Origin of the sequence: Gordonibacter pamelaeae (assembly GCF_003340385.1) — a bacterium.
GTDB lineage: Bacteria > Actinomycetota > Coriobacteriia > Coriobacteriales > Eggerthellaceae > Gordonibacter > Gordonibacter pamelaeae.
On sequence record NZ_PPTS01000002.1, the window covers coordinates 32,235 to 57,575 of the forward strand.

The following is a 25,341-nucleotide window of genomic DNA, read 5'->3' on the forward strand; positions in this document are numbered from 1 at the left end:
GGCGCTCGATCCCGTGACGTTCGTTCGGCACGCTCATGAGCGCCATCGCCGTCATCGGCGTGGTGCTGGCCTTCCCCGCCGCGTTCATCGCGCGCCGCATGGGGCTGAAGAACGTCATACTGCTGTCCGTCGCGTGCCTGGGCGTGGGCTCGGCGCTCGGCGGCGCCACGGCCGACCTGAACGTGCTCATGGCGAGCCGCCTGCTGGAGGGCGTGGGCATCGGCCTCATCGGCGTGGCCGCGCCGTCGTGCGTGACCATCTGGTTCCCGGAGCGCAAGCGCGGGCTCGCGCTGGGCATCTGGGCCACCTGGGTGCCCGTGGGCTCCGTCGCAGCCTTCAACGCCGCGCCCGCCATCGCCGGCATGTTCGGCTACCAGGCGGTGTTCTTCGCCATCGCCGGCGTGTGCGCCGTGGCGTTCCTGATGTTCGCCCTCGTGTACAAGATGCCTCCGGGCGCCACGGGGGACATGGGCGTGGAGGGCACGTTCAAGGAGTCGCTCAAATACTGCAGGAACCGCCGCATCTGGATCCTGGGCGCCGTGTTCTTCCTGTTCGCTTTCACCACCATCGGCATCATGAACACGTACTACAACACGTTCCTCGAGACGCAGCTGGGCTTCGACGCGCAGACGGCCTCGTCGCTCTCGTCCGTCATCATGCTCCTGTCGCTTATCGTGGCGCCGCTCACGGGCTTCGTGTCCGACCGCCTGCCGCTCGGGCGCAAGTACGTCGTGGGCCTGGTGATGATGGGCATGCTGTTCCTGACCGGCTGGTGCATGTTCTACACCGGGCCGGGGGCGATCGCCGTCATGTGGTTCGTCATCGTGCTGCAGGGCGTGGGCGGCGGCATGTGCGGCGGTTCGCTGCGCCCCATGGCGCCGATGCTCATGCGCAACACCGCCATGGGCGCCACCATGGCCATGGCCATCATGCAGTTCTGCCAGAACCTGGGCTCCACGCTGGGATCGCCCGTGTTCGGGGCGCTGCAGGAGGCCCTCGGCTGGAACATGGCCGGCATCGTGCTGCAGATCCCCGCCTACGTGATCTCGTTCGTGCTGTGCCTGTTCATCCTGCCGCGCGGTAAGGACGTGAAGACGCTCGACGACGTGCCGGCCGAGGAGGCCTGGCCGCGCGGGTTCTAGGCGGCTGCCTGGGCGGCCGACCGCCGACGACTGCCCGGCCGAGAAGCCGGGACGAAGGAGACACCATGGACTACCAAGAGCTGAAAGAGGGAATCGACCAGGCGCCGCTCGCCTCGCGTGCCACGCTGGAGCGCCTGCTGCTGTACGTGTCGGCGGGCCCGGGCGTATCGCCCGATTACGCGCCGTACCTGGAAGGCGCGGCATCCTACCATGACTTCTTCAACGCCGTCTACACCGACGACGCCCAGAAGGGCACGTCGGTGTGGGCGGGGTGGGCTGCGCTCAAGCGAAAGAGCTGGATCGGACGCTTCGAGCCCGACCTGGCCGTGGAGAACCTGCGCCTCAAGGGCGACGGGCTGCCGGTGCAGTTCGGCACGGGCCTGTTCCTGGCCCCCACGGGAAGCCGCGACAACATCGCGAACCTCTACGTGTTCCAACGCGGCGCGTTCAACGTCGAGGCGGCCGAGTTCGTCACGTCCATCGGCGGCACGTTCTCCTGCGCCGGCTACGACTTCGCCGGCATCTACGGCGTGTACAAGTACCGCGGCAGCGTGATACTGGAGCAATGGGAGGCCGAGCGCGCGCCCGTGCCGACGAAGAAGGGCTAGCGGCGTAAATCCGCCGCGCCGCCGCCGAGGAAGGAGATTCCGCCATGAGCCGCAAGAAGAAGATGACCCCCGCCCAGAAAGCCGCCGCCCGCCGGACGGGCACCGTCCCCGCAGAGGCGGCCGAGGCGCCGGTCGAGCCCGCGTCCGCGCGGCCCGGGCAGGCCCCGCCGTCCCCCTCGGCAAGAAACGTGCTCATAGGCGCTGCCGGTATCGCCCTCGTAGCCGTCGCCGGCTACTTCTCCACGGCCGGTCTGGGCTAGCGCCGCGTCCGGGAACGGCTCCGCCTATCGGGCCGTTTCCGGACGATCTTCGCCCCCGTCCTCCCCTATCGGCGCTTTCGCGCCGAACAGGCGCTCGTCGGAGAGCCGCGGCGCCTTGTCGCTCAGCTTGTAGTAGGCGGCGCTCGTCGAGTTCGCGATGCTCGCCAGCTCGTGCGCCTCCAGGTACTCGCTCTTGTTCTTCTCCTTGACGATGTAGCTCATGAGCCCGATGTAGGATGCGGTGAGCAGCTCCACGTAGTAGGGCCGCAGCCTGTCGCGCGGGGCACGGTCGTCGTCCATCATCTGGTTGAGCTCCTGCCTGATCTGGTTCTGCAGGCGCACGGTGAAGTACGGGTCGCCGTGGGGGCCGGTCAGCGCCCTCAAGACCCGCTCGTGCTCGATGCAGACCTCGAACCAGTTCTCCATACACTCGAACGGCATGCCCGCTATGGCGCCCTTGTAGGCGTCGCCGTCGGACCGGTAGAGGCTCAACAGGCCGAGGAGCGTGCCCTCTATGCCCTCCAGCACGTCGATGGCGTCGCGGAAGTGCACGTAGAAGGTGGACCTGGCAACGTTGGACCGCTGGACCAGCTCCTTGACCCGGATGGAGTCGTAGGGCTTCTCCTCCATGAGGTCGATGTACGCCTCGACGATAGCCCGCCTCGCCGCCGAGGCCCTCGAACCCGAATCCATATCCGCACCGCCTTTCCAGCCCTGCGATCGTTCCCTGATTCTAAGGCAGGCGGCGCCTTCCTGCAAAGGCAGGCGCCGCCGTCTCGCCTTGCGGCTTGCCGCGGACCCCGGCTAGAAGATGGGATGGGTCGGGTGCCTCGCCTCGTCCACGACGAACGGCTTCGAGCGGTCGTGGCGCGGCCCGACGACGGGCACCTGCAGGTAGGACCCGTACTCGCCGCCGGTGTGGACGATATGGCTCCCCCGGTTGTCCGTCTCCCACATGAGGGGCTCGATCCAATGCTCGTCGCGGAGGTAGCGCCCCGCAACCTGCACGCGGAGGATCTCGCCTTTGCGCCACAGGCGGCTCGTGGGGTTGATCTCCACGTCGATGGGGACGATCTCGCCGGCGGAGAGCTTCAGCTCCCTGCGGTGCGCCTGCACGGGTTGGAAGTCGCTCGAAAGCGCCTCGTCCAGCTCGCGGTGCGAGACCCGCATCTTTCCCCAGGCGCCCGGGTGGGGCGCCGTGCCGTCGAACAGGGTCACGGGTATCTCGGTCCCGTTCTCGTGGACCTTCTTCACGGTGACGAACAGGTCCATGTCGTCGTGCCCGTCCGCCTCGACGAAGGCGTGGAGCTTCATGTACCCCGTGAGCTCGGTGTCCTCCTCGAACCGGTAGTCGAACTCCGCGACGCCCTCGTTGCCGTCGTAGGAGACGGAGGCGGGCGCGGCCGGGTTCTCGCCCTCGAGGCTCATGGCCTCGGCATTCAGGTAGAGCTTCCGGTACTCGGTCCTCGCCAGGGGAAACTCGCGCTCCGGGCGCCTCGTGGCGAAGTCCTCGTCGTAGGCGTCCATCACGTCGATGCGCACCTTCGGGGTGAGCTCCCACCCGTTGTGGACGTCCTTGCAGTAGCGGTCGAAGAACGCCTTGAGCTCCTCCATGTTCTGGCGCGTGTAGAAATCGGGCCACTCGAACTCGCGGTGCACCCGGAGCCACTTCTTCTCCGAGGATATCTTGCGGTACCCGTTGATGGAGCCGCGGAGGTGGAAATGGTTCCACCCCGCCGCCACGTAGGCGGGCACGGTGATCTTGCCGAAATCGGGGATCTTGTTCTCCCAGTAGGCGTTCATCAAAGGGTAGCGCAGGGCCATGGCCGCCTGGTCGTCGATGCCCTTAAGGCCGCAGGCGCCCGCGGTGGCGAAGCTGGTGAAGCGGATGCAGGGGATGCCCCCTTCGTAGAGCGATTCCCGGTACATGTCGCTCATGCCCTCCCACGGTGCGATGCAGGCGAGATGGGGCGGCTGCTGCGCGGCGATGTGCCACTGGGTGATGGCCAGCGCGGAGGAGCCGGCCATGGTCACGCGCCCGTTGCACCAAGGCTGCTGCGCGGCCCACTCGACCACGTCGTAGCCGTCTTTGGCCTCCTCCTCGCAGAACTGGTCGTGGAGGCCCTCCGAGTAGCCGATGCCGCGGGGGTCGACGTTGACGACCGCATACCCGTTGGGGCACCAGAAAAGCGGGTCGGCCGCCTCGAACTTGGCACTGGGCGAGACGGCGCCGAACGGCACGCCCGGCGTGTAGCCCACGTCCTCGCCCGTGCGGAAATCGTTCGGGCGCTTCCCGTAGTTCGACCAGGCCAGGATCGCCGGCACCTTCGCGTCCGAGTCCTGCGGCCTGAAGACGTCGCAGTAGAGGGTGATTCCGTCGCGCATCTTGACCGCCACGTCCTGCTCGCACACGATGCCGGGCGCCGCCTCGTACGTGCGCTGGTCGAACGCATAGGGCTTGGCCAGCTGCTTTTCCTCGTCGGACAGGGCCTCCCACTCCTCGGGCGGGACGGGCCTCAACTCCTTCTGGTATATCCTCTCTATCTCCTCACCCCTGATGGTGGTCTCGAGGGTGAACCGCTCCCTTTCCATCGGCATCATAGCATCTCCCATCTCGTCGCACGTAACGGTGTTCCCAACCTCGCCGTCCTCAAGACAGCACGCCCTCCACGGCGCCTTCCGCCGGCTTCTGCGGGGAAGGCCCGTTCGGATCGAACCCGCTTATCGCGGAGGCGAGCCTCATCGCCAAGGGCAGGATTACCAGAATGACAAGGTAGCCTGCGCCCAGCAGCGGCGGGTACACCATCATCCATATCCCCACGCACGCGTCCAAACCCAGAGACTGAGCATTCGTCATCCAAACGCATGAGACGCTCACCAACGTGATGAGGGTGAAGGCGAGCACGAAGCTGCTCACCGCATGGACGGCTATCTTGTTTTCGATATGGAAAGCGTCGCAGAGCTTGCGCCCCCAGGAAAGAGCGGGGAAAAGATCGCCGACTACGTAGCCCACGCAGAAGCTCATGAGAAACGAAACGCCAAAGCCCAAGAGGGTGAAGATCGGCAACGTTTCATTACCCGGAACGCCCTGCATGGTCGAAAGAATGATTACACTCAGAACAACGCACATAACCATGCACATCACGATGTTGAGAACGCGTCCGAACCCACCCGGCCCTTTAAAGATCATCATATCCTCCTTTGCTGCTCTCGGTTTTGGCTCGAAGCTTCGATGCCCTCATTATGCTCGGCACAGGCCTTTTCGACATGGACGCTCGGCCGAGGAGTGTCCGATTATCCGTCTCTCCGAACAAGGGGGCCGCCCTACGGCCTCCCTGCTATGCCGCTCGCCATCAGCCGGCCATGCGAAATCGCGATGACAGGCCGTAAAAGTGTTGTCGCGCCAACAGGCTTTGCCCGAGCGCGCATGGCTTAATAGAAGGCACAGGAACGGGGTCCCGAAGTGAGCAATCGAATAGAAAGGCGGTGTTTGCCTTGGCTCATCAGCGGGTTGACGGCAAAGACAAGCGGTTCGCTTTGCAATTCTACGGCACGCAAGGTTTCGCGGCTCTTCCGATCCTTCTCTACATGGTCATTGCAGCGGTCATCTCCATCGGCATACGCTACTACGGCATGGAGGCGCTCATCTTCGCCTCGGTCATCGGCTTGCTTGCCGGCTTCTTCCTCTGCCGGAACAAGCTGGAGTACTGGGCCTCGTGCGTGCGCGGCCTCACCCAGTTCGGCAATGCTAACCTCATCTTCATCTTCATCATCATCGCCGTGTTCGGCAAGGTGCTCGTTGCCGGCGACATAGGCGGGGGCCTGCTCTGGATAGGCCTGAACTGCGGGCTGCAGGGCGGGGCGTTCGTCGTTCTGGTGTTCGTCGGCTGCGCCGTCTTCGCCACGGGATCGGGCGCCCCGTTTCCCGCCTTGCTGGCGCTCGTGCCCATCTTCTACCCGACCGGCATCATGCTGGGGGCGGACCCGACCGTGCTCGTGGGAGCCATGATCAGCGGCGTGTTCTTCGGCGACGCGCTCTCCCCCAGCTCCCAGGTCATCCACGTGACCATCAATTCGCAGCATGACCCGGGAACGGGCAGGCCGGCCGACCTCGTAGAGGTGATGAAGGCCCGGTCGCCCTACCTCGTGGCCATCGCCCTCGTCTCCGCGGTGCTCTTCTTCCTTCTCGGCGGCGCCGGCGCGGCAACCGTCTCGCCGCAGGAGCTGGCCGGCATGGCGGATGCCCGCGGCCTGCTCATGTTCGTCCCCATCGCGCTCCTGCTGGCCATCTGCGTGAAGACCCGCAACCTGCTCATGGGCGTGAGCTGGGCCATCCTCGCCGGCGTCGTCCTCGGGCTTGCGAGCGGCCTCATGGAGCCCGCAGCGCTCGTCTCCTTCGACTTCGCCAAGCAGCAGATGCACGGCGTGTTCATGGACGGCGTGGCCAGCTCGGTGAACCTCGTGTTCGCCAGCATCCTTTTGTTCGGCATGATCCAGATCGCCGTGGAGGGCGGCATCCTGGAGAAGTGCTGCGACTTCCTCATGGGCCTCAAGATGGCCAAGAAGCCGGCGGGCGCCGAGGGCATCGTCGCGCTGGGCACCGGCGTCATCTGCTGCCTGCTGTCAGGGTCCGAGCTGCCCACCGTCATCATGTTCAAGGACGTGGTGGAGAACATAGGCCAGAGGTCGGGCATCTCGGCGAACCGCCGGAGCATCCTGCTCACCGCCATGGCCACGAACATCCCGGCCATCGTGCCCGTGAACTCCATCTTCATCATGGGCTCCATCACCCTCGTGGCGGGCCTGGCCGGCGCCAACCCGGCGCTGCCCCTCGTGGCGCCCGTCCCGATATTCACCTGCTGCTTCTATCCCCTGATGCTGGCTGCGGTCTGCTTCGGCTGGGTCGTGTTCGGCTGGGGGCGGAAGGCCACGGCATGCAAACCTGCAATCGAGAAGAAGGATCTGGTGGCGAACAATGGCTGAGACGTACGACATGATCATCGTAGGCGGGGGCGCCGGAGGGCTTTCGGCCGCCGTCTACGCCGGGCGGGCCGAACGCAAGGCGATCCTCATCGAGAAGGGAAGCTACGGCGGGCGCATCAACGAGACGCGCGAGATACGCAACTACCCGGGCACGATCGGCGACACCGGCATCGGGCTCATGGAGAAGTTCAAGGCCCACGCGCTCGCCTTCCCCACCAACGAGCTCAAACGCACCACGGTCACCGGCATCAAGCAGCTGGACAACGGGAACTTCCTCGTGCAGACGAAGCGGCGCGGCGACTTCGAGACGCGCTGCGTCCTGCTGGACCTGGGCACGAAGCCGCGCGTGCTGGGCATACCCGGCGAGAAGGAGTTCGCCGGCCACGGCGTGGCCTACTGCGCCACCTGCGACGCCGAGATGTTCAAGGGCAAGGAGATCTACGTGCTGGGCGCGGGCGACCAGGCCATCGAGGAGGCCGACTACCTCACGGGCTTCGCGTCGAAGGTGACGGTGATCGTGCTGCACGAGGAGGGGCATCTCGACTGCAACGAGGTGGCCGCCGCAACGGCGTTCCGCAACCCGAAGATCGACTTCGTGTGGAACTCCACCCTGGAGGAGATCAAGGGGCGCGACGAGGTGGAGGGGCTCGTCATCAAGAACGTGGTCACGGGCGCGTCGAGCGAGGTGGAGACAGACGGCATCTTCTTCTTCGTGGGCATGATACCGCAGACCGAGCTGGTTCGCGACCTGGTGGAATGCGACGATAAGGGCTACATCGCGGTCAACGAGAAGAAGGAGACCAGCGTGCCCGGCATCTACGCCGTGGGCGACTGCACGCAGACCTTCCTGCGCCAGGTGGTCACCGCAGCCGCCGACGGCGCCATCGCGGCGACGGCCAGCGAGCGCTACGTGAAGGAGAAGAAGCAGATCGACTCGCTGCTCACGCCCGACGCGGGCAAGGTGGCGTTCGTCTTCTACGACCCCTACGACAGCGAGCAGATAGAGCAGGTATCCGCGCTGGAGGAGAAGCTGCGCGGCGAGTGGCGCGTCGAGCGCCAGGACATCACCCGGCAGTCGCTGCTGTACGGCCGCCTGGGGCTCACGGCCTCCCCCGCAACCGCCTTCTACTTCGGCGGCAAGCTGATGGGAACGGAGGTGTGAGCCGGCTTTCAGTACCTTATAGAACGACCTCTCAAGATAGCTTTGCATCAAGCGAATAGGGCCGAACCGACAAACGGAGGAACGAACCATGGGTCAACCGAGCGTATTCCCTCACGGTACCACCATCTACAACCCTGAGAAGTGTTGGAACGGGTACACCATCGTGCCCCTCATCAACGACGGCGTGCTGCTGTTCGACATGAACGGCAACGAGGTGCGCCGCTGGAACATGCAGGCCATGCCGCCGAAGCTCCTGCCGGGCGGCTACGTCATGGGCTATGCGGGCACGCGGCACCCCGACTACGGCATGCAGGACGGCGTGAACCTGCAGGAGATCGACTACGACGGCAACATCGTGTGGCAGTTCGACCGCTTCGAGAGCATCGACGACCCCGGCCGCGACCATCGTTGGATGGCGCGCCAGCACCACGACTTCCAGCGCGAGGGCAACCCCGTGGGCTACTACGTGCCGGGCATGGACGCCAAGCCGCTCGAGGGCAACACGCTCATCCTCGCCCACCAGACGCTGTACAGCCCCAACGTCTCCGACAAGAAGCTGCTCGACGACTGCATGTACGAGGTAGACTGGGAGGGCAACATCGTGTGGAAGTGGTCCATCACCGACCACTTCGACGAGCTGGGCTTCGACGAGGCGGCGAAGAACGTGCTGGCCCGCGACCCGAACATGCGCACCTCGGACGGCGGCGTGGGCGACTACCTGCACGTGAACTGCATGAGCTACCTGGGGCCGAACAAGTGGCACGACCAGGGCGACCTGCGCTTCAAGCCCGACAACATCATCTTCGACTCGCGCGAGGCCAACATCCTGGCCATCATCGACAAGGAGACGGGCAAGATCGTGTGGAAGATCGGCCCGGACTTCAACGCCACCCCCGAGCTTAGGAAGCTCGGCTGGATCATCGGCCAGCACCACCTGCACATGATTCCGAAGGGCCTGCCGGGCGAGGGCAACCTGCTCGTGTTCGACAACGGCGGCTGGGGCGGCTACGGCGTGCCGAACCCCGGCTCGCGCGACGGCTCCAAGAACGCCCTGCGCGACTACAGCCGCATCATCGAGTTCGACCCCACCACGCTCGAGATCGTGTGGAAGCTCACGCCGAAGGAGCTGGGCCACGCCGTACCCACCGATGCGAGCAAGTTCTACAGCCCCTACGTGTCGAGCGCCCAGCGCCTGCCGAACGGCAACACGCTCGTGGACGAGGGCAGCGACGGCCGCCTGATCGAGGTCACGCCCGACCACGAGATAGTGTGGGAGTGGATCTGCCCCTACTACAGCCACAACGAGGAGGGCCCGCGCAACAACATGGTCTACCGCGCCTACCGCTACCCCTACAGCTACGTGCCGCAGGAGCCGGTGCCGCAGGAGGTGCCCGTTGAGCGCATCGACAACGCCACGTGGCGCCTGCCCAACGCCGGCGCGTTCGGCGCCAAGACGGTGGTGGACGTGGAGGGCACGCTGCCCTACTACCCGGACGTGGCCCTCTGCGTGGCCACGGACGACGAGGCCGACCTGAGCCTGCGCGAGAAGGTGTTCTCCGTGGACACCGACGTGTTCGTGCCCGTCGACACCATGGGCGCCTGGAACGACGAGGTGCTGAAGGCCGAGGGGAAGCCCGTGCTCGTGCTGTTCGGCGCCGAGCGCTGCGTGCACTGCAAGGCGCTCCACCCCGTGCTGGAGGAGGCCTTGGGCGAGGAGTACGACGGCATGTTCCGGATCCGCTACGTGGACGTGGACAAGAGCCCCGAGATCGCCAAGGGCTGCCAGGCCCTCGGCATTCCGGTGGTGGCCGTATTCAACCAGGGCAAGGAGGTATTGCGGTTCGCCGGCGAAAGAGATTATGATGACGTCTGCGAGCTGCTGGACCGCGCGCTCGCGTAGGCAGGCCTGAATGCGAAGCGGCGGCCTTGCGCCCGCAGGCCGCCGCAAGGCCGCCGCCGTCTCCGCCGCAAGGCGGCATGGCGCCGGCGGCCCGCTCGACGAGAGGGGTCTTACGTTGATCCGGAACGAGCTTGGGAAGCCCTTCGCCCCCGCACCCCCTTCGCCGGGGAGCTGGGGCTCCTTGGAGCGCGATGCCGCAGGGCTGCCCTCGTTCGCCAGCTCCTGCCTGGCGCATCCCGTGTACGGCGACCTCCTGCGGCGCCAAACGTACAAGACAGCTGAGACGGTCCACGCGCAAGGGGCGCCCATCAGGGAGTTCGGCATCGTGACCGAGGGGTGCCTGAAAACGGCCCGCTACACCGTCGACGGCCACGAGCTGTGCAACGGGTACTTCGAGAAGGACGACGTGTTCCCCGAGCTGCTCTACTTCACCGGCGAGAAGGTGTACACCTACAACCTGCTGGCCGTGAGGAAGACAACGGTCATGTGGCTGGACACGTCGTTCTTCGAGCTGATGTTGAGGACGGACAGCCAGATGCTGTACCGCTTCATGCTCTACCTGTCGAAGCGGGGGCTGAAGAACCAGATGCTCTTGTGCTGCCTGCGCTACCAGACCATACGGGAGCGCATCGCCTTCTGGGTGCTGTGGATGGACGACATAGCGCAGGACGGCTGCGTGGAGCTGCCCGCGTCCCAGACGATCTGGGCTAACGAGCTGCGCGTCTCCCGCTCGTCGCTCAACCAGGAGGCCAAGCGCATGGAGAAGCAGGGCTACTTCCGCATGGACGGCTGCCGGCTGGCAGTGCTCGACCGGGAGGGCCTCGAGCTGCTGCTCTGAGGGCGGCTCTCAGCGCATGAGGCGCAGGCGCTCCTCCACGAGGTCGATGAGCTCCTGCTGGGCGTGCACCCCCACCTTCTGGTAGATGTGGTACACGTGCGTCTTGACCGTATGGTACGAGATGTGCAGGTCCTTGCCGATGCGATCGGTGCTGTAGCCGCGCACCAAGAGCTCCATGACCTCGCGCTCGCGCGGCGACAGGCCGTAGCGCAGCACGATGGCATCGTGCACGCGCCCCACCGTCTCCTCGGGCACGTGGGCGGCGCCGCCCGCCACGTCGCTGTACCTCCACACATAGCGCGTGAGCATGGCCACGATGGCCACCACCAGCCCCACGCACACGGCCGGCAGCAGCACCTTGAGCGCGTCGTCGGTCAGCAGCATGCCGTAGCCGGCGGCCCATCCCAGCACGAGCCCCGCAAGCTGCGGGTAGCGCCCCGTCGCCCACGACTTCGCCCCCGGCAGCCGGTTGGCCGCGATGATCTCGCGCAGCCGCACCACGTTGAGCACGTCGTAGGTGGTGAAGCACATGACCAGCAGGCTGCAGCACAGCACGAGCCCGAAGGGGTTGCTGAACGGGAGCAGGAGAAGCAGGAACGCCGCGATGGGGAACAGGAGGGTCAGGAGCACGCGCACGGACACGCGGTCCTTCAGGAACACGCTGTACAGTACGAGGAAGATGCCGGGCACGCACAGCGACAGCCAGATGAACTCCAGGCTGTTCGACATGATGCTGAGCGATATGCCCAGGCAGTACGCAAGGCCGAACACCACGCTCAGCAGGAACAGCTCGCCGCGGAAGCTCAAGAGGGCCGCCACGGCCGCGTTGCCGGCATCCGGAGACGGCACGTCCCCGCGCGCGGAGGGGGCACGCGCGGCGTCCGGGGCCTCCTCGGGCGGGCGCAGCGGCGCGAAGGCGGCGATGCACACCACGAACACCGTCAACACGAGCCGGATGCCGTCCTGCAGGCCCAGCAGAAGCAGGTAGAAGAACCCCGAGAGGAAGAGCGCGAGCGCGTTGACGGCGCAGAACCTCCCCTGCCCCGCATCTTGCAATCCGCCGAAGAGGCGCAGGAAGGCCGCCGCCGTGCCGGCGCCCATGAGCAGCCATACGGCGAGGACCACCGGGAGCGCCACGGGCACGCCGGCCCGCGCGAGCGCCGACACCACGACGATCGATGTTCCGGATGCCGCCGAGAAAAGCGCCAGGAACGGCGTGCGCTCGAAGAACGCCGCCGTGCGCAGCAGCGAGACCGCCACCATGAACAGCGCGGCCCCCAGGAAGCCGAACCCCTTCTGCAAGATATCGAAGCGCACGAGCACGTCCGAGGAGACCACGAACACGTCGAGCGAGTAGGCAAGGTACAGCCATATCCAGTAGCACGACACCGCGACGGTCGGAAGCACCTGCCATTCGTGCACGAGCGAGTCGGCGGACGCTCCCCGGCCGCCGGCAAGACCGTGCAGCGCGCGCGAGACGCGCCCCTTCGGTTTCCGCTCCTTCACCTCGCACCCCCTTCTGCAAGGCCGCCGCACCGGGTGCCCCCAAGGCGGCACGGGGTGCGAGCGACGGGCTAACCTGAGTCGCTACCTCATTGTTTTACCTGATCACAAGCATATTCTAACAGTTCTTCCAACGTCGCTCCCGGAGGGGTTGCCCGCGGGGCCCCCTGCTCCCCGAGCACGCGGCGCCCCGCCTCCTGCAAGGCGCCGCACACGGTCGCCCCCGTCGCCGCGTCGACGGCCGGTCCGCCTTCCTCCCCATCCCGCATCGCCAGCCTCCTCCGCCGTTCCATCGCCTTGCCGTCTCGCCCCACGGCCACCCTCCCCGCCGCGCCCCGGGGCCCCGGCGCGCGCCGTATCGGGCGCGCGCCGGGGCGGAGAGGGGGCCGGAACGCCGCGCCGCGTCAGCGCAGCGCCACGAGCGCCTGCTTCGCCTTGGCGCCCAGCTTGCCCGCCAACTCGTCGAGCGGGCCGTACTCCAGGCACTTCGCCTGGCAGTGCTTCACGCACGTGGGCGTCCCGCCCTTAACCGTGCGCGCAGCGCACAGGTCGCACTGGTCGGTGAACGCCGGCTGGTAGCCCACCTGCCAGCGATCGTTCTCGGGCCCGTAGCTCCACGGCCCCACCTCGCACACCACCACGCCGCACTGGCCCTGCGGGAACCCGTGCTCCACCGCGCACGCCATCTCGCACGAATGGCATCCCGTGCACCACTCGTAGTCCACCAGCAGCCCGTATTCCGCCATGTCACTCGCCCTCCTTCATCTTGTACACCTTGCACAGGTTCGTCTTGTAGTTGCCGCCGAAGCCGCTCTTGCCGTTGCCCCAGGCTATGAGGTTGTTGATGCACAGGTCCCCTATGTCGTAGAGGTTCTCCGGATCGCCCTCCGGGTTCCACCAGCCGTGGTCGGCCGCCACGATGCGCGGGTCGAAGATGGGCGTCTCCTTCACGCGACGCTTCGCGCGCCCGAGCATGTTCTCCACCCACACCCAGTCGCCGTCCGCCACGCCCAGCTCGGCGCACGTCTCGGGGTGGATCTCGATCCACGGGTCGGGGTGCATGGCCAGAAGGCGCTTGGCCTGGCGGTGCTCCGAGTGGAAGAACGGCCAGCGGCGCGCGCCCGTGCACAGCACGAGCGGGTACTCGTCCAGGAGCTCGGGCGTGGCCAGGGGGCCGGGCGCGGGCTCGTCGAACACGGGCAGCGGGTCGAGCCCGGCGTTCTTGTAGTACGTCGACCACAGCTCGATGCGCCCCGTGGCCGTGTAGAAGCCGGGGCTGCCGTCGGGGCGCAGGAGGCCCTTCTCGTGCTTGCCGTACTCGAACGGCAAATACACCGGCGCCGCCTCGCGCAGCTCGGGGAACGTGATGCCGGAGGAGGCGATCATCTCGGTGAACATGTCCTCGACGTTCTCCCACGGCCACGCCTCGGGGGCCAGGCGGCGGCCCAGCTCCAGGTTCATCTCCATGTCGGACTTGCACTCGCCCACCCGGCACACCTTGTTGATGGCCTCGGCGCGCTGCGCGCCGTCGCCCAGGCGCACGCCGTCGCGCTCGGGGAACATGGCCGCCGGCAGCACCACGTCGTAGAACGCCATGATCGTGGGCGTCATGAACAGGTCGGCGCCCGCCACGAAGTCCAGCTTGCGGAAGCACTCCGCCACCTCGGTGGAGTTCGCCGACATGCAGGCCAGGAAGTTCGACGTCTGCACCCAGGCGGCCTTGATGGGGTACGGCCTGCCCGTCTTCATCGCCTCGACGGTGGTGTTCGGGTGCGCCGCCTGGAAACCCAGGCGGAACAGCGAGTACTTGTCCAGGCCGAGGCGCCTCTCGTTCTGCTCGTCGCCCAGAAGCTCGAAGCCCCAGCCGCCGCCGTAGTTCAGGATCTCGGGCGGCACGATGATGCCGCCGGGCACCTCCACGTTGCCCGTCACCTGGAAGAGCGCCATGATGGCCTGGCCGGCCGGCAGCGCCTCCTTCGTCATGTCCACGGCCACGCCCCACTGCAGCGTCGCGGGCCTGCTCGCCGCCAGGATGCGCGCGGCTTTGCGGATGCGCTCGGCCGGAACCCACGTGGTGGTCTCGGCGTACTCGGGCGTGAACGGCTGCACGTGCTCGGAGAGCTCCTCGAAGCCGTAGCACCAGCGGTCGACGAAGTCGTGGTCGTACAGGTCCTCGTTGATGATGACGTTCATCATGGCGAGCGCCAGCGCGGCGTCGGTGCCCGGGCGCACCGGCAGGTGCACCTCGGCCTTGGCGGAGAGCCACGTGACCTTCGGGTCGATCATCACGATCTTCATGCCGCGCTTCATGAGGTCCACCACCCAGTGGCCGAAGAAGCCGTCCGAGTTGGCGATGAGCGGGTAGTTGCCCCACACGAACATGGTCTCGGGCATCTGCCATGCGGGGTTGTCGTAGCGGTCGGGGAACTGCTGGGCGCAGTCGGCCACCCAGAACGCGCCCGTCGTGGCGATGCAGCCGGCCACGCGCGGCAGGTAGCACGCGTTGCCGGAGAAGATGTTCACGAAGTTCGGCGAGCCGAACGACCAGCACAGGCGCGTGATGTACGGCGCGATGTCGCGCCCGGTGCCGCACGAGAAGATGACGGACTCGGGGCCGTAGGCCTCCTTCACCTTGTTGAGCTCGGCAGCGATGAGGTCGAGCGCCTCGTCCCAGCCGATGCGCTCCCAGCGGTCATGGCCGCGGTCGGCCTTGGCGCGGCGCAGCGGGTGCGTCAGGCGCTTCGGGTTGTTCACCATCTCGGGCAGGTCCAGGCAGCGCACGCACAGGCGCCCCTCGTTGAACGGGTTCTCCGGGTCGCCCTCCACCTTCACGAGGTCGCCCTCGTCGTTCGTGTAGAGCAGCACGCCGCATCCCAGGTGGCACCCCGGCCCCGACCAAGCGCTCCCCCGCGTGACCGTCAGGTCCCCGTCGCGGTACGTGTAAGGATTCTCGTGCTCCACGAATTGGTAGTCTCGCTCCTCCATAGCCTTCTCCTTCCTCGTCCTTTTCGTCTTATCTCGCCGAGCGGCCGGCGGCTTCCGCCTCGGCCGGCTCCGTGGGCGCGCCGGCGGGCGCAGCCGCCCCGGCCGGCTCCTTCAGGAACTTGAGCAGCGCCAGGCAGGCTGCCACGCCCACGACGCCGATGCCCACGAGCAGCATGACGGCCGCGCCCCAGCCGGACGTCTCGATGAGCGTGCCGATGGACGCGTTGCCGAACCCGCCGATGGAGCGTCCGAGCGCGATGACGCCGAACGTCGTGCCGATGTAGACGGGCGCCACGGCGGCCGACGGCGCGATGGGCCAGATGACGGCCGGCACGAGCTGCAGCACGATGCCGGTGATGATCATGACGGCCACGGTGGCCGACGGCGGCACGTTGAACGCGAGCACCGCGATGAGCGCCGTGAGCACCATGCTGGCCACGAGCAGCCAGATGCGGCTCTTCAGCCTCACCACCTTGTTGAGCACGGGCGTCATGAGCACCACGCCCAGGATCATGCCAACCGTGATGAGGCTCGAGTACAGGTTGGAGTCCTCCAGGCTGTAGCCCAGCTCCTCCATGCAGTACGTGGGCGCGAACGTGGACACGGCGTACATGATGAACGCGAACATGGCGAACACTACGGCCAGCAGCCACGTCGACGGCGACTTCATGCCCTCGACGAGCGAGATCTTCGGCGCGTCCTCGGCCGCGTAACCCTCCGGCGCCTTCACGAACACCAGGTACAGCACGGCGGCCGCCACGAGCAGCGCGGTGGAGAGCCACCACACGTTCGCCCACGTGCCGGGGTCGTCGGCTGCGATGAACAGGTTCGCCCCCGTGAAGATGGCGAGCATGCCGATGGGCACCCACCCCGACCAGATGGCCATGGGCGCGCCGCTCTTCTCAGGCGAGAACCATAGGGCGATGATGGCCGGCACGGCAACGCCGATGAGCGCGAAGCTCAGGCCCTCCACGAAGCGGCTGAACAGCAAGAGCTCGATATTCGGCGCGAACGACCCTATCAGGCTGCCCACCGCCGCGGACAGGATGGCGAACAGGCCCACCTTCTTCGGCCCGAACTTGTCGGTGAGCCCGCCCGACGGCAGCGCGAGCACGAGCCCCGTGACCGTGGGCACCGTCATGAGCCAGCCTCCGAGCGCCGGCCCGATCCCCAGGTCGGCCATGAGCAGCCCCATGGTGGGCGGCACCTTGAACATGTTGATGGCGATGGCCACCGCAGCCAGCATCCCCACGAGCGTGACGAGCCAGCCTCTCGCCGACGATGACTTCCGTGCTTCCATAAGCCCCTCCTTCTCCCGTTTCCCTTCGGTTCGTCCCGCGGCATCGCTGCGAGCCGCGGCTTGCCAGGGACTCTAGGAGCCGGGCGAGGGGGTGTAATCGGGAAAAAGCGCGTATTAGGGGCGCGAGGGCATCGGAAAAAACGTAGTAGGAAGATCCTATCAGGCAAAACCGCCCGTCGCAGACGCGACGGGCGGTTTTTTCGCGAGGGGGCTAGGCGCGCCTCGCGAGGTAGCACTGGTGGATCTTGGGGTTGCGCTCGAAGTCGTGGGGGATCGTGGACGCCGTGATGTCCTCCAACGCCACGCCGTAGCGCGCCAGCGCCTCCAGGTCAGGCTTGAAGGTGCGCAGGTTGCACGAGAACACGGCCTCGCCGCCCTCGGTGAGCAGGCGCGTCACGCCGATGAGCAGCTCAACGTGGTCGCGCTGCACGTCCCAGGTGCGGCTGCCCATGGCCTTCGAGTTGGAGAACGTGGGCGGGTCCACGAAGATCAGGTCGTAGCGCAGGGGCTTGCGGCGCGTCTCGGTGATCCAGGCCATGACGTCGGCGCGCTCGAAGGAGTGCTCGGGCCCGGCGAAGCCGTTGCCGGCCATGTTGCGCCGCGCCCAGTCCAGGTAGGTCTGCGAGAGGTCCACCGTCGTCGTCTCCACCGCCCCGCCGCCGGCCGCGTGCACGGTGGCCGTGCCCGTGTAGGCGAACAGGTTGAGGAAGCGCTTGCCCGCCGCCTTCGCGCCCACGAGCTCGCGCGTGGCGCGGTGGTCCAGGAAGATGCCCGTGTCCAGGTAGCCCGACAGGTCCACCTCCATGAGGTAGCCGTCCTCGTCGACCTGCGTCACGTAGCTGCGCCGGCCGGCGTCGCGGTACTGCGAGCCGCCCTTGTCGCGCCGGCGCGTCTTGGCGAACACGTGGTCGGGGCGGATGCCCAGCGCCACGGGCGCGAGCGCCAGCACGTCGTCGAAGCGCCGGCGCGCGCGGGCGGGGTCGACCGAGGAGGGCGGCGCGTACTCGGCGATGTGCAGGTACGTGTTGCCCTCGGCCTCCCCCGCACCCGCGTACACGTCGATGGCCACGGCGTAGTCGGGCAGGTCGGCGTCGTAGACGCGGTAGCACGAGACCCCCTCGCGGCGCGCCCACTTGCGGCGCTCCTTCGCCACCTTGAACAGGCGGGACGAGAACTGCTCGGAAGCGGGCTCCAGCACCTCCACGCGGTGCTCGGCACCGCCGGCAGGATCGGGCACCATGACCACGGCGGAGGCGGCGGGCGGCGCGTGGAACACGAGCGCCTCCACGGCCACGCGGTCGCGCCCGAGCTCGACGCGCGTGCCCGGCGCCCGGCCGAAGCGGTCCTCCACGGCCTCGCTGTCCGCCACCGCGAACGCCGAGCCCTCCGGGGCCGCCGTGGCGGCCGCCACGAACGCGGCGGCGTCGGCCTGGGCGCTCGCCTCCGAGGAGCGCTCGCGGGCGCCGAGCACGCTCGCCACCAGGCAGCCGGGGGCCTCGCCCGCCGGTGCGCCTGCGGCGGCCCGTGCGGCGGCAGCTGCGGCGCTCACGCGCTCCACGAGCGCGCCCGCCTCCTCGGCCCCGCCCGGCTCGATGCTCACGGCCTGACGGAGCCCTGCGCGCTTGGCGCGCCCGCGCGCCCGCGCGATGGCCGGCGAGGACGCGGACAGGCCCGCGAAGCGCACGACGCCGAGGTCGGGGCGCGCCGATGCCGGGCCGTCCACGGCCCCCTGCGCCGCGGCGGCCGCCAGCCCGCGCTCGAAGCGCGCATCGGCATCGTCCAGCAGGTCGGCCCATGCGTCCTCGTCGAAGCCCGCCCAGCCGTGGAAGCCCCAGCGATCGCGCGCGAGCCCCGGCGCCAGGTCGCAGGCTGCGGATGCCGCCTCCACCACCACGGCGCCGTCGCCGCAGGCCGCGTCGACGCAGGCGGCACCCGCGCGCGCCCGCCCGTCCCAGCCGGCAAGCGCCAGCAGGCCGGCGGCGAGCGCGCACTCGAGCGGCGCCTCGGCACCGTCGTCGGGCGCGAGGTAGGTGCGGCGGTAGAGCGAGGCGCCCGACAGGTCGAGCGAGATGGTGGCGCGCTTCTCGCGCACGCGCACGTCGATGGCCGCGTCGGGATGCTCGGCGTCCACGTTCGGGCGCTCCCCCCGCGCCTCGCGCAGGCGGTCGCACACGGCGTCCTTCACCTTGAGCGCGGTGAAGCGCGTGTTGCGCAGCTCGTCGTTCATGCCGTGGGCCGACACCGCGATGCTCGCGCCGGGCGCGATCACGTCCTCCCAGGGAAGCTCCAACGCGTCCTCGAACAGCAGGTCGGCCAGGTGCGCGTCCACGCGCCCCACCACCAGCATGATGCGCGAGGCCAGCCGGGACCACAGGCACGCCGCGAGCGCGTGGCGCACGTCGCAGAAGAAGGCGACGCCGCCGCCGAGCGGCCGCACGCTCCTGATGCCGAGGGCCTTCAGCTCGTCGGCGAGCGGGGCCTCCAGCCCGGCGAGGCAGCTGGCGAAGAACTCGAGTTTTTCCTGTTGCATAGCGCAATCCCCTCAACCTCGGCGTACCTGCGGCCGATTCGCGCGAAGCGCGAACAGGAGCTCGCAGGTCCGTATGCCCAACCGCGCAGGTTGGCGTAGCAAGTCAGCGAGAAGGGCCCTGGTGCCCCGAATTGACGGGATGGGGAAGGCGAAGCGTACTTCAGTACGCGAGTCTTCGCCATCGCGGCAAGGCGGGGTGCCAGGGCCCTTCGCAGCATCGGCTTCGTTCCGGCGGCCGTCAGGCCGACGGAACCTTAGTCTTCCAGATAATCTTTCAGCTTGCTCGAGCGGCTGGGGTGGCGCAGCTTCGCGAGCGTCTTGCTCTCGATCTGGCGGATGCGCTCGCGCGTGACGCCGAACTCGCGCCCGACCTCCTCGAGCGTGCGCGGATGGCCGTCCTCCAGGCCGAAACGCAGGCTGATGACCTTGCGCTCGCGCTCGGCCAGGCCGTCGAGCACCTTGCTCAGCTGCTCCTGCAGCATGCTGAACGAGGCGGCGTCGGGCGGCACCACGGCGGCGTCGTCCTCGATGAAGTCGCCCAGCTGGGAGTCCTCCTCCTCGCCGATGGGCGTTTCCAGCGACACGGGCTCCTGCGAGATCTTCTGGATCTCGCGCACGCGTTCGGCGGGCAGGCCCATCTCCTTGCCGATCTCCTCGGGGTTGGGCTCGCGGCCGAGCTCCTGGAGCAGCTGGCGCTGGATGCGCACGAGCTTGTTGATGGTCTCCACCATGTGCACGGGGATGCGGATGGTGCGGGCCTGATCGGCGATGGCGCGCGTGATGGCCTGGCGGATCCACCAGGTGGCGTACGTGGAGAACTTGAAGCCCTTCGTGTAGTCGAACTTCTCCACCGCGCGGATGAGGCCCAGGTTGCCTTCCTGGATGAGGTCGAGGAACAGCATGCCGCGCCCCACGTAGCGCTTGGCGATGGACACCACCAGGCGCAGGTTTGCCTCGATGAGCTGCTGCTTCGCATCGATGCCCACCTGCTCGATGCGGTCGAGGCGGCGCTTCTCGCGGCGCTCGAGCTCGATGCCCTCGTCCTCGGCGCGGTCCAGCTCCTCGGTGGCCGCCACGCCGGCCTCTATCTTCATGGCCAGGTCGATCTCCTCCGCGGCGGTGAGCAGCGGGACCTTGCCGATCTCCTTCAGGTACATGCGCACGGGGTCGCCCGTGAGCATGGTCACGCCGGCGTCGGCGTTGCGCTTGCGCGTCGTGCGCGCCTTGCTCTTCGTCACCTTCGGCAGCTGCACCTCGACGGTCGCCTTGAGCTCCTCCTCGGGGATGCCCTCGAGCAGGTCCTCGTCCTCGTCCAGGCCGGCTTCCAGCTTGTCGTCGTCCAGCGTATCGGAAGCGCCGACGTCGGGTTCCACGTCCAGCGCGTCGTCATCGTCCAGTATCTCTTCGGTATCGATCGGGGCTTTCGCACCTTGCTCGGTGTCGGGCTCGACAGCTTGGTTCTTAGAGGCTTGGGCCACGTGATCTTCCTTTCCAACTGGATGCGCTCGGGCATGCGGAAGCATGCGCGCCGGGCGCAAAGATACAGTGGAGCAGTATACCATAGATCACGCGCTTTCGCAGCGCACTTTTCGCCCCCTTCTCCGATTCGCCAAAGCCCGCCAGGAGCGGCCGGAAAATCACCGGCGGCGGGCTACCCTTCCGGGGGCAGGAAGGAGCGCAGCGTTTCGTAGAGCTGCCGGGCGTCGAAGGGCTTCGGGATGAAGCCGTCCATGCCGGCAGCGGCCGCATCGTCGCGGTCCTCTTGGAACGTGTTGGCCGTCAAAGCCACGATGGGCACGTCGCGCGCATCGTGGCGGGGAAGCGCGCGGATCTCGGCGGCGGCGCCCAGTCCGTCCAGCACGGGCATCTTCACGTCCATGAGCACGAAGTCGTAGCGCCCCGGCTCCGCGGACGCGAACAGGTCCACCGCCTCGCGGCCGTTCGCGGCGCGGTCGACCGCCACCCCCTCCATGTCCAGCAAGGCGGCGGCTATCTCGGCGTTCAGGTCGTTGTCCTCGGCCAAGAGCGCGCGCGTGCCGGCAAGCGAGCGCGGCGCGGGGTCGTCCGCGCCCGGCGCGTCCAGGTCCTCCGGGCGCCCCAAAGGCAGCCGCAGCGTGAAATGGAACTCGGAGCCTGCGCCCACCTGGCTCTCCACCTCCAGCTTGCCGCCCATGAGGCGCACGAGGTTGCTGCTGATGGCCAGCCCCAGCCCCGTTCCCTGGGCGTTGCGGTGGTTCTCGGCCGCCTGCTCGAACGAGTCGAAGATGCGCTCGAGGTCCTCGGGGCGGATGCCGGCTCCGTCGTCGCACACGGAGAACCGGTACGTCGGGCCCTCCCCGCCCCCGCCAAGCTGCGCCTCCTCGATGCGCAGGGAGATGGTGCCGCCCGCGTCGGTGAACTTGAAGGCATTGGACAGCAGGTTCGCCAGAACCTGCTGCAGGCGCACGTCGTCGCCCACCACCACGGCCTCGGTCTCGCACACGACCTTCAGGCAGATGCCCTTCTCCTGCGCCTGGATGCCGAACATGCTCTCGAGGCGCGAGGCGAGCGACGCCAGGCGCAGGGGCGCCACCTCTATGTGCACCTTGTCGTTCTGTATCTTGGACATGTCCAGGATGTCGTTCACGAGCGAGAGCAGGAACTGGGCCGACGTGTTGATCCTCTCCAGGTCCGAGCGGATGGCGGGCGTGGCCTCGCCCGACAGCGACGCCACGTTCGACAGCCCGATGATGGCGTTCATGGGCGTGCGTATCTCGTGGGACATGCGCGAGAGGAAGTCGGCCTTCGCCTGGCCCGTCTCCTCGGCCTTCTCCAGCTTGAGCGCCATCATGCGGCTGCGCACCTTCGAGCCGGTGACGATGATGGCAATGGCGCCCACCAGCAGGAAGAACACCAATGACAGCACCACCACGAGCAGCGGGTTGTCGGACACGAACGACTCCACCGTAGCGGAGCGGTTGCCCAGGGCCACGGCGTTGCGGGAGTACAGGGCCTCCAGTTCGTCGTCCGTGAAGCTGTTCACCGCCTTGCTCAGCACCGAGTACAGGCCCGAGTCCACCGGGCGCGGCAGCGCCAGGGAGAACGAGGTCTCGGTATGGTCGGCCGTGGCCGGGGCCACGTTGCCGTAGGAGCGTTCGGTAAACAGGCACTCGGCGAACGAGGCGGGCATGCTCGTGAGGTCGGCGCGCCCGGTGTTCACCGCCTCGAGGCAGTCGGCGTACGTGGGGAGCCACACCACCTCCGCGCCCTCCTGCCCTTCGGGCGCGGCGCGGCCCTGGAGCTGGGCTATCACGGGGCCGCCGGAGGACTGCGCCGAGAACTTGCTGCGGAATACCACCTCGCCGAGCGTCGCATACCCCTTGGTCAAGGCAAGCCCCTGATCGCCAGCCGTCTGCTCGTCGTCCATGAAGCAGCCCGCCACATCGGCCTCGCCCGCCGCCACGAGGTCGAGCGCCCCTTGGTAGCTGTCCGCATGCACGAAGCGGAACGAGAGGCCCGTGCGCTCGGCGATGCGGTCGAGCACGTCCTTCGCAATGCCCTGGTACAAGCCGTCATGCTCGTAGTACAGCGGGTACTGCCCCGCCGTCACGGCCACCCGCACCTCGCGCGCCTGGGCCACGTAGGCGCGGTCGGCCTCGGAGAACGCGATGGGGCTGGCGTAGTCGTCGGGGAAATAGCGGGCGTAGAGCGAGCGGGAGAAGTTGGGGTCGGCCGCGTAGATCTGCCTCATGGCCTCGTCGATGCCCGCCATGAGGTCGCTGCCCTCGGGAACGGCCAGGTAGTGCTGCTCGCCGTCGAACTCCGCCACCACCTTGCAGCCGTCCTTCATCTCCACGTCGCTGCCGAGCATGAGGTCGGCGGTGCCGTCGTCCAGGCAGCTCTCGTACGAAGCCAGGTCGAGGCGCAGCACCGTGCAGTCCAAGCCGTTGAACTCCAGGAAATTCTCCAGCCGGCGTATCTTCTCCGTCGCGTTGGCATAGGTTCCGATGGTCTTGCCGTTCAGGGTGCGCAGGTCGAAACCGGCGACGGAGTCGTCGTCGCTGGGACCGATGACGAGGGAGCGGTTCGAGCCCATGCCGAACGTGGAGTAGTCGAGGCTCTCGTCGAGCTGCTCGCGGTAGAACATGCCGCCCATCAGGTCGATGCCGCCCGCCATGGTCTGCTTGACGAGCTCGTCCACGCTGCCTTCCACGAACTCGTAGCGCCACCCGGTGTACTTGGCTATCTCCACGAGCCAATCGTAGAGCACGCCGCTGCGCCGTCCGTTCTCGTCGACCATGCTCAAGCCTTCGGCCTGGGGAAACGCCACGCGCACAAGTCGCCCTTGACCGTCGTCGCCCGCAGCGGCGCCCGAGGCCTCCCCGGTGCCGGCGGCCGGCCCTCCTTCTGCGCCGGCCGCCGCAGGCGCTTCGCCAGGAGCGGAGGCGCCCGCCTCCTGGGCGAGAGCGGAGGATGCGGCCGGAACGGACAGCGCCACGGCAAGCACCAAGCATACGATACGCGCAGCCCACTTCCCCATTCCGTCCTCCTTCGGCCCCCACGCGTGCATCAAGCAAGCGCTCAGGATACCATGGGTTGGCGCGACGGCCCCTGGGCCGGTGCTATTATATGGGTGAAAATCGTCAGCAGCGCCCTTCGGGGCCGAGGAGGAGGCAGCCATGGACGCCCGCCGTCGCCGCATGCTCCGCGCAGCTTCGTGCGCCCTCGCGGCCGCGCTCGTTTCCTGCTGTTTGCCCCTTGCGGCGTTCGCGCGCACCGACGGAGGCGATGCGGTCCTCGGCTGCAGCGCGGCCGACCTGGGAATCTCCGAAGAGCGGCTGCCCGGCATCGACGCATCGCATGCGGCGCTCATGGACGAGGAGGGCACGCTCTGGTACGGCCGGGCGGCCGGCGAGCGGGCGCAGATCGCCTCGCTCACGAAGATCATGACGGCCGCCGTGGCGGCCGAGCACCTGGATGCCGGCGACCGCATCGTCGTGACGCCCGAGGCCGCCGCCGTGGGCGAGTCGAGCGCAGGGCTCGCAGCCGGCGACGAGATGTCGTTCGGCGACGCGCTCAAGGCCGTGCTCACCGCATCCGGCAACGACGCCGCGAGCGCCGTGGCGCAGGCGGCGGGCGCCGCCATCCTGGGAGGGCGCGGGCAGGACGGCGGCGCCGCTGCCCGCGAGGCCGCGTTCGTGGAGGCCATGAACGCGAAGGCGGCCGAGCTGGGCATGGACGGCACGCGCTTCGCGAACCCCCATGGGCTCGACTTCGACGCATATGCCCAAGGGCAGTACAGCTGCGCTCGCGACGTGGCCGTCATGCTGCGGCACGCCATGGGCAACGGCCTCGTGCGCTCGAGCATCGGGCACGCGCACGCGACCATCGCGGTGACGCGCGGCGGTGGCACGGCGGCCGTGGAGCTGGCGAACACGGACACGATGCTGGAGGGCTACCCCGGCACGTGCGCCGCCAAGACCGGCTACACGCTGGCCGCCGGCCCCTGCGTCGCCACCGCCGTGAACCGCGGCGACGGGCACGAGTACTACGCGGTGGTGCTGGGCTCGTCCTCGAAGCCGCAGCGCTTCGAGGACTCCAAGGCGCTCTACGACTGGGTGCTCGCCCACCGCGACGAGCTGCAGGCGGCCGCGCGGGCGGTCGGCGCCGCGGCCGAGTGCGACGTGCCGGCCGCGCCGGCGGAGGCCACCTACCAGCTGGTGTCCGCCCCGCGCTCCGTGCATGCGGAGATCCGCGGCGAGCAGGCCGCCTGGCCCGTGGTGGCCGAGGTCGCGCATGCCGATTGGACGCGGCGCACCGTGGCGGCCACCGTGCTCGAGCCGGACGCCACGGCCACGGTGCCGCGGGAGGGCGGGCGCCTCGAGCAGGAGGCCTCGCTGGACGCCGTGACGGGGAACGTGGCGCGCGGCGACGTCGTGGGGCACCTGGCGTTTCGCCGCGACGGCGCCGTGGTATGGGAGGCCGACCTCGTGGCCGCCGAGGACGTGTTGGCCCCTTCCTGGTGGGAGGCCGCCGGGATCGCCGTCGAGCGCTTCCTCGGCGGCTTCGCCGGAACGCCCGCCACAGCCGAGGGCAAGCTGCTGAACCTGGGCGCCATGGAGGTGTCCTGACGCCATGCCCGGCGCGGCCG

Annotated in this window: 18 protein-coding genes; 8 read left to right on the forward strand and 10 right to left on the reverse strand. The window is 68.1% G+C overall.

Annotation, left to right across the window (positions count from 1 at the left end; genetic code table 11):
* Positions 1-35: 35 nt before the first annotated feature.
* The 3 genes from C1877_RS02735 (at position 36) to C1877_RS02745 (ending at position 2,010) form a co-directional block, all read left to right on the forward strand.
* Positions 36-1,142, forward strand: a complete 1,107-nt coding sequence (locus tag C1877_RS02735; protein WP_114568311.1) for an MFS transporter — start codon at positions 36-38, stop codon at positions 1,140-1,142.
* Positions 1,143-1,207: 65 nt separating this feature from the next.
* A complete protein-coding gene (locus C1877_RS02740) occupies positions 1,208-1,750 on the forward strand; it encodes a hypothetical protein (RefSeq protein WP_015539920.1) in 543 nt (180 codons plus the stop codon).
* A 44-nt stretch (positions 1,751-1,794) separates the two neighbouring features.
* Positions 1,795-2,010 (forward strand): hypothetical protein, encoded by a 216-nt coding sequence (locus tag C1877_RS02745; RefSeq protein ID WP_114568312.1) that lies wholly within the window; start codon positions 1,795-1,797, stop codon positions 2,008-2,010.
* Between the two features lie 24 nt (positions 2,011-2,034).
* Here the strand turns inward: C1877_RS02745 and C1877_RS02750 are convergent, their stop codons facing one another.
* The 3 genes from C1877_RS02750 to C1877_RS02760 form a co-directional block, all read right to left on the reverse strand.
* Positions 2,035-2,703, reverse strand: coding sequence for a TetR/AcrR family transcriptional regulator (locus C1877_RS02750; RefSeq protein ID WP_015539919.1), 669 nt, complete (start codon positions 2,701-2,703; stop codon positions 2,035-2,037).
* Positions 2,704-2,814: 111 nt separating this feature from the next.
* A complete protein-coding gene (locus C1877_RS02755) occupies positions 2,815-4,611 on the reverse strand; it encodes a CocE/NonD family hydrolase (protein WP_015539918.1) in 1,797 nt (598 codons plus the stop codon).
* Between the two features lie 49 nt (positions 4,612-4,660).
* Positions 4,661-5,200: a hypothetical protein gene (locus C1877_RS02760; protein ID WP_231847634.1), complete on the reverse strand. Its 540-nt coding sequence runs from the start codon at positions 5,198-5,200 to the stop codon at positions 4,661-4,663.
* A 305-nt stretch (positions 5,201-5,505) separates the two neighbouring features.
* On the opposite strand from C1877_RS02760, the gene C1877_RS02765 reads away from it, so the two are divergent.
* From C1877_RS02765 to C1877_RS02780, 4 genes are all read left to right on the forward strand, one after another.
* Positions 5,506-6,993 carry a Na+/H+ antiporter NhaC family protein gene (locus C1877_RS02765; protein ID WP_114568313.1) on the forward strand — a complete coding sequence of 496 codons (1,488 nt, stop codon included), beginning with the start codon at positions 5,506-5,508 and terminating at the stop codon, positions 6,991-6,993.
* Positions 6,986-8,155, forward strand: a complete 1,170-nt coding sequence (locus C1877_RS02770; RefSeq protein WP_015539916.1) for an NAD(P)/FAD-dependent oxidoreductase — start codon at positions 6,986-6,988, stop codon at positions 8,153-8,155. Before C1877_RS02765 ends, C1877_RS02770 begins: the two co-directional genes overlap by 8 nt.
* 88 nt (positions 8,156-8,243) lie before the next feature.
* Positions 8,244-10,055: an aryl-sulfate sulfotransferase gene (locus C1877_RS02775; RefSeq protein ID WP_041239524.1), complete on the forward strand. Its 1,812-nt coding sequence runs from the start codon at positions 8,244-8,246 to the stop codon at positions 10,053-10,055.
* Between the two features lie 181 nt (positions 10,056-10,236).
* The gene (locus tag C1877_RS02780; protein ID WP_041240427.1) at positions 10,237-10,893 is read left to right on the forward strand and encodes a Crp/Fnr family transcriptional regulator; all 657 of its coding nucleotides are present in this window, start codon (positions 10,237-10,239) and stop codon (positions 10,891-10,893) included.
* Positions 10,894-10,902: 9 nt separating this feature from the next.
* On the opposite strand, the gene C1877_RS02785 is transcribed toward C1877_RS02780, so the two are convergent.
* The 7 genes from C1877_RS02785 to C1877_RS02815 all read right to left on the reverse strand — a co-directional run bounded on the left by C1877_RS02785 (position 10,903) and on the right by C1877_RS02815 (position 23,730).
* A complete protein-coding gene (locus C1877_RS02785; RefSeq protein WP_114568314.1) occupies positions 10,903-12,399 on the reverse strand; it encodes a helix-turn-helix transcriptional regulator in 1,497 nt (498 codons plus the stop codon).
* A gap of 401 nt (positions 12,400-12,800) precedes the next feature.
* Complete coding sequence (locus C1877_RS02790) at positions 12,801-13,142, reverse strand: hypothetical protein (RefSeq protein ID WP_015539914.1); 342 nt, start codon at positions 13,140-13,142, stop codon at positions 12,801-12,803.
* 1 nt (position 13,143) lies between these two features.
* Positions 13,144-15,381: a molybdopterin-dependent oxidoreductase gene (locus C1877_RS02795; RefSeq protein WP_114568315.1), complete on the reverse strand. Its 2,238-nt coding sequence runs from the start codon at positions 15,379-15,381 to the stop codon at positions 13,144-13,146.
* Between the two features lie 28 nt (positions 15,382-15,409).
* Positions 15,410-16,681, reverse strand: a complete 1,272-nt coding sequence (locus C1877_RS02800) for an MFS transporter (protein WP_015539912.1) — start codon at positions 16,679-16,681, stop codon at positions 15,410-15,412.
* 211 nt (positions 16,682-16,892) lie between these two features.
* On the reverse strand, positions 16,893-19,211 hold the full coding sequence (locus tag C1877_RS02805; RefSeq protein WP_114568316.1) for a class I SAM-dependent methyltransferase: 2,319 nt from the start codon (positions 19,209-19,211) through the stop codon (positions 16,893-16,895).
* 254 nt (positions 19,212-19,465) lie between these two features.
* Positions 19,466-20,689 carry an RNA polymerase sigma factor RpoD gene (gene rpoD / locus C1877_RS02810; protein ID WP_114568317.1) on the reverse strand — a complete coding sequence of 408 codons (1,224 nt, stop codon included), beginning with the start codon at positions 20,687-20,689 and terminating at the stop codon, positions 19,466-19,468.
* Positions 20,690-20,862: 173 nt separating this feature from the next.
* Positions 20,863-23,730 (reverse strand): ATP-binding protein, encoded by a 2,868-nt coding sequence (locus C1877_RS02815; RefSeq protein ID WP_114568318.1) that lies wholly within the window; start codon positions 23,728-23,730, stop codon positions 20,863-20,865.
* 139 nt (positions 23,731-23,869) lie between these two features.
* Between C1877_RS02815 and C1877_RS02820 the strand changes: the two genes are divergently transcribed.
* A complete protein-coding gene (locus C1877_RS02820) occupies positions 23,870-25,321 on the forward strand; it encodes a D-alanyl-D-alanine carboxypeptidase family protein (RefSeq protein ID WP_114568319.1) in 1,452 nt (483 codons plus the stop codon).
* Positions 25,322-25,341: the final 20 nt, after the last annotated feature.

What these genes read in the sequence shown, in the direction of transcription:
- C1877_RS02815 (WP_114568318.1), bottom strand. Translation starts at nt 23,730, where the DNA reads ATGGGGAAGTGGGCTGCGCGTATCGTATGCTTGGTGCTTGCCGTGGCG.
- C1877_RS02770 (WP_015539916.1), top strand. Translation starts at nt 6,986, where the DNA reads ATGGCTGAGACGTACGACATGATCATCGTAGGCGGGGGCGCCGGAGGG.
- C1877_RS02805 (WP_114568316.1), bottom strand. Translation starts at nt 19,211, where the DNA reads ATGCAACAGGAAAAACTCGAGTTCTTCGCCAGCTGCCTCGCCGGGCTG.
- C1877_RS02745 (WP_114568312.1), top strand. Translation starts at nt 1,795, where the DNA reads ATGAGCCGCAAGAAGAAGATGACCCCCGCCCAGAAAGCCGCCGCCCGC.
- C1877_RS02820 (WP_114568319.1), top strand. Translation starts at nt 23,870, where the DNA reads ATGGACGCCCGCCGTCGCCGCATGCTCCGCGCAGCTTCGTGCGCCCTC.
- C1877_RS02740 (WP_015539920.1), top strand. Translation starts at nt 1,208, where the DNA reads ATGGACTACCAAGAGCTGAAAGAGGGAATCGACCAGGCGCCGCTCGCC.
- C1877_RS02775 (WP_041239524.1), top strand. Translation starts at nt 8,244, where the DNA reads ATGGGTCAACCGAGCGTATTCCCTCACGGTACCACCATCTACAACCCT.
- C1877_RS02790 (WP_015539914.1), bottom strand. Translation starts at nt 13,142, where the DNA reads ATGGCGGAATACGGGCTGCTGGTGGACTACGAGTGGTGCACGGGATGC.
- C1877_RS02750 (WP_015539919.1), bottom strand. Translation starts at nt 2,703, where the DNA reads ATGGATTCGGGTTCGAGGGCCTCGGCGGCGAGGCGGGCTATCGTCGAG.
- C1877_RS02760 (WP_231847634.1), bottom strand. Translation starts at nt 5,200, where the DNA reads ATGATCTTTAAAGGGCCGGGTGGGTTCGGACGCGTTCTCAACATCGTG.
- C1877_RS02755 (WP_015539918.1), bottom strand. Translation starts at nt 4,611, where the DNA reads ATGATGCCGATGGAAAGGGAGCGGTTCACCCTCGAGACCACCATCAGG.
- C1877_RS02795 (WP_114568315.1), bottom strand. Translation starts at nt 15,381, where the DNA reads ATGGAGGAGCGAGACTACCAATTCGTGGAGCACGAGAATCCTTACACG.
- C1877_RS02735 (WP_114568311.1), top strand. Translation starts at nt 36, where the DNA reads ATGAGCGCCATCGCCGTCATCGGCGTGGTGCTGGCCTTCCCCGCCGCG.
- C1877_RS02800 (WP_015539912.1), bottom strand. Translation starts at nt 16,681, where the DNA reads ATGGAAGCACGGAAGTCATCGTCGGCGAGAGGCTGGCTCGTCACGCTC.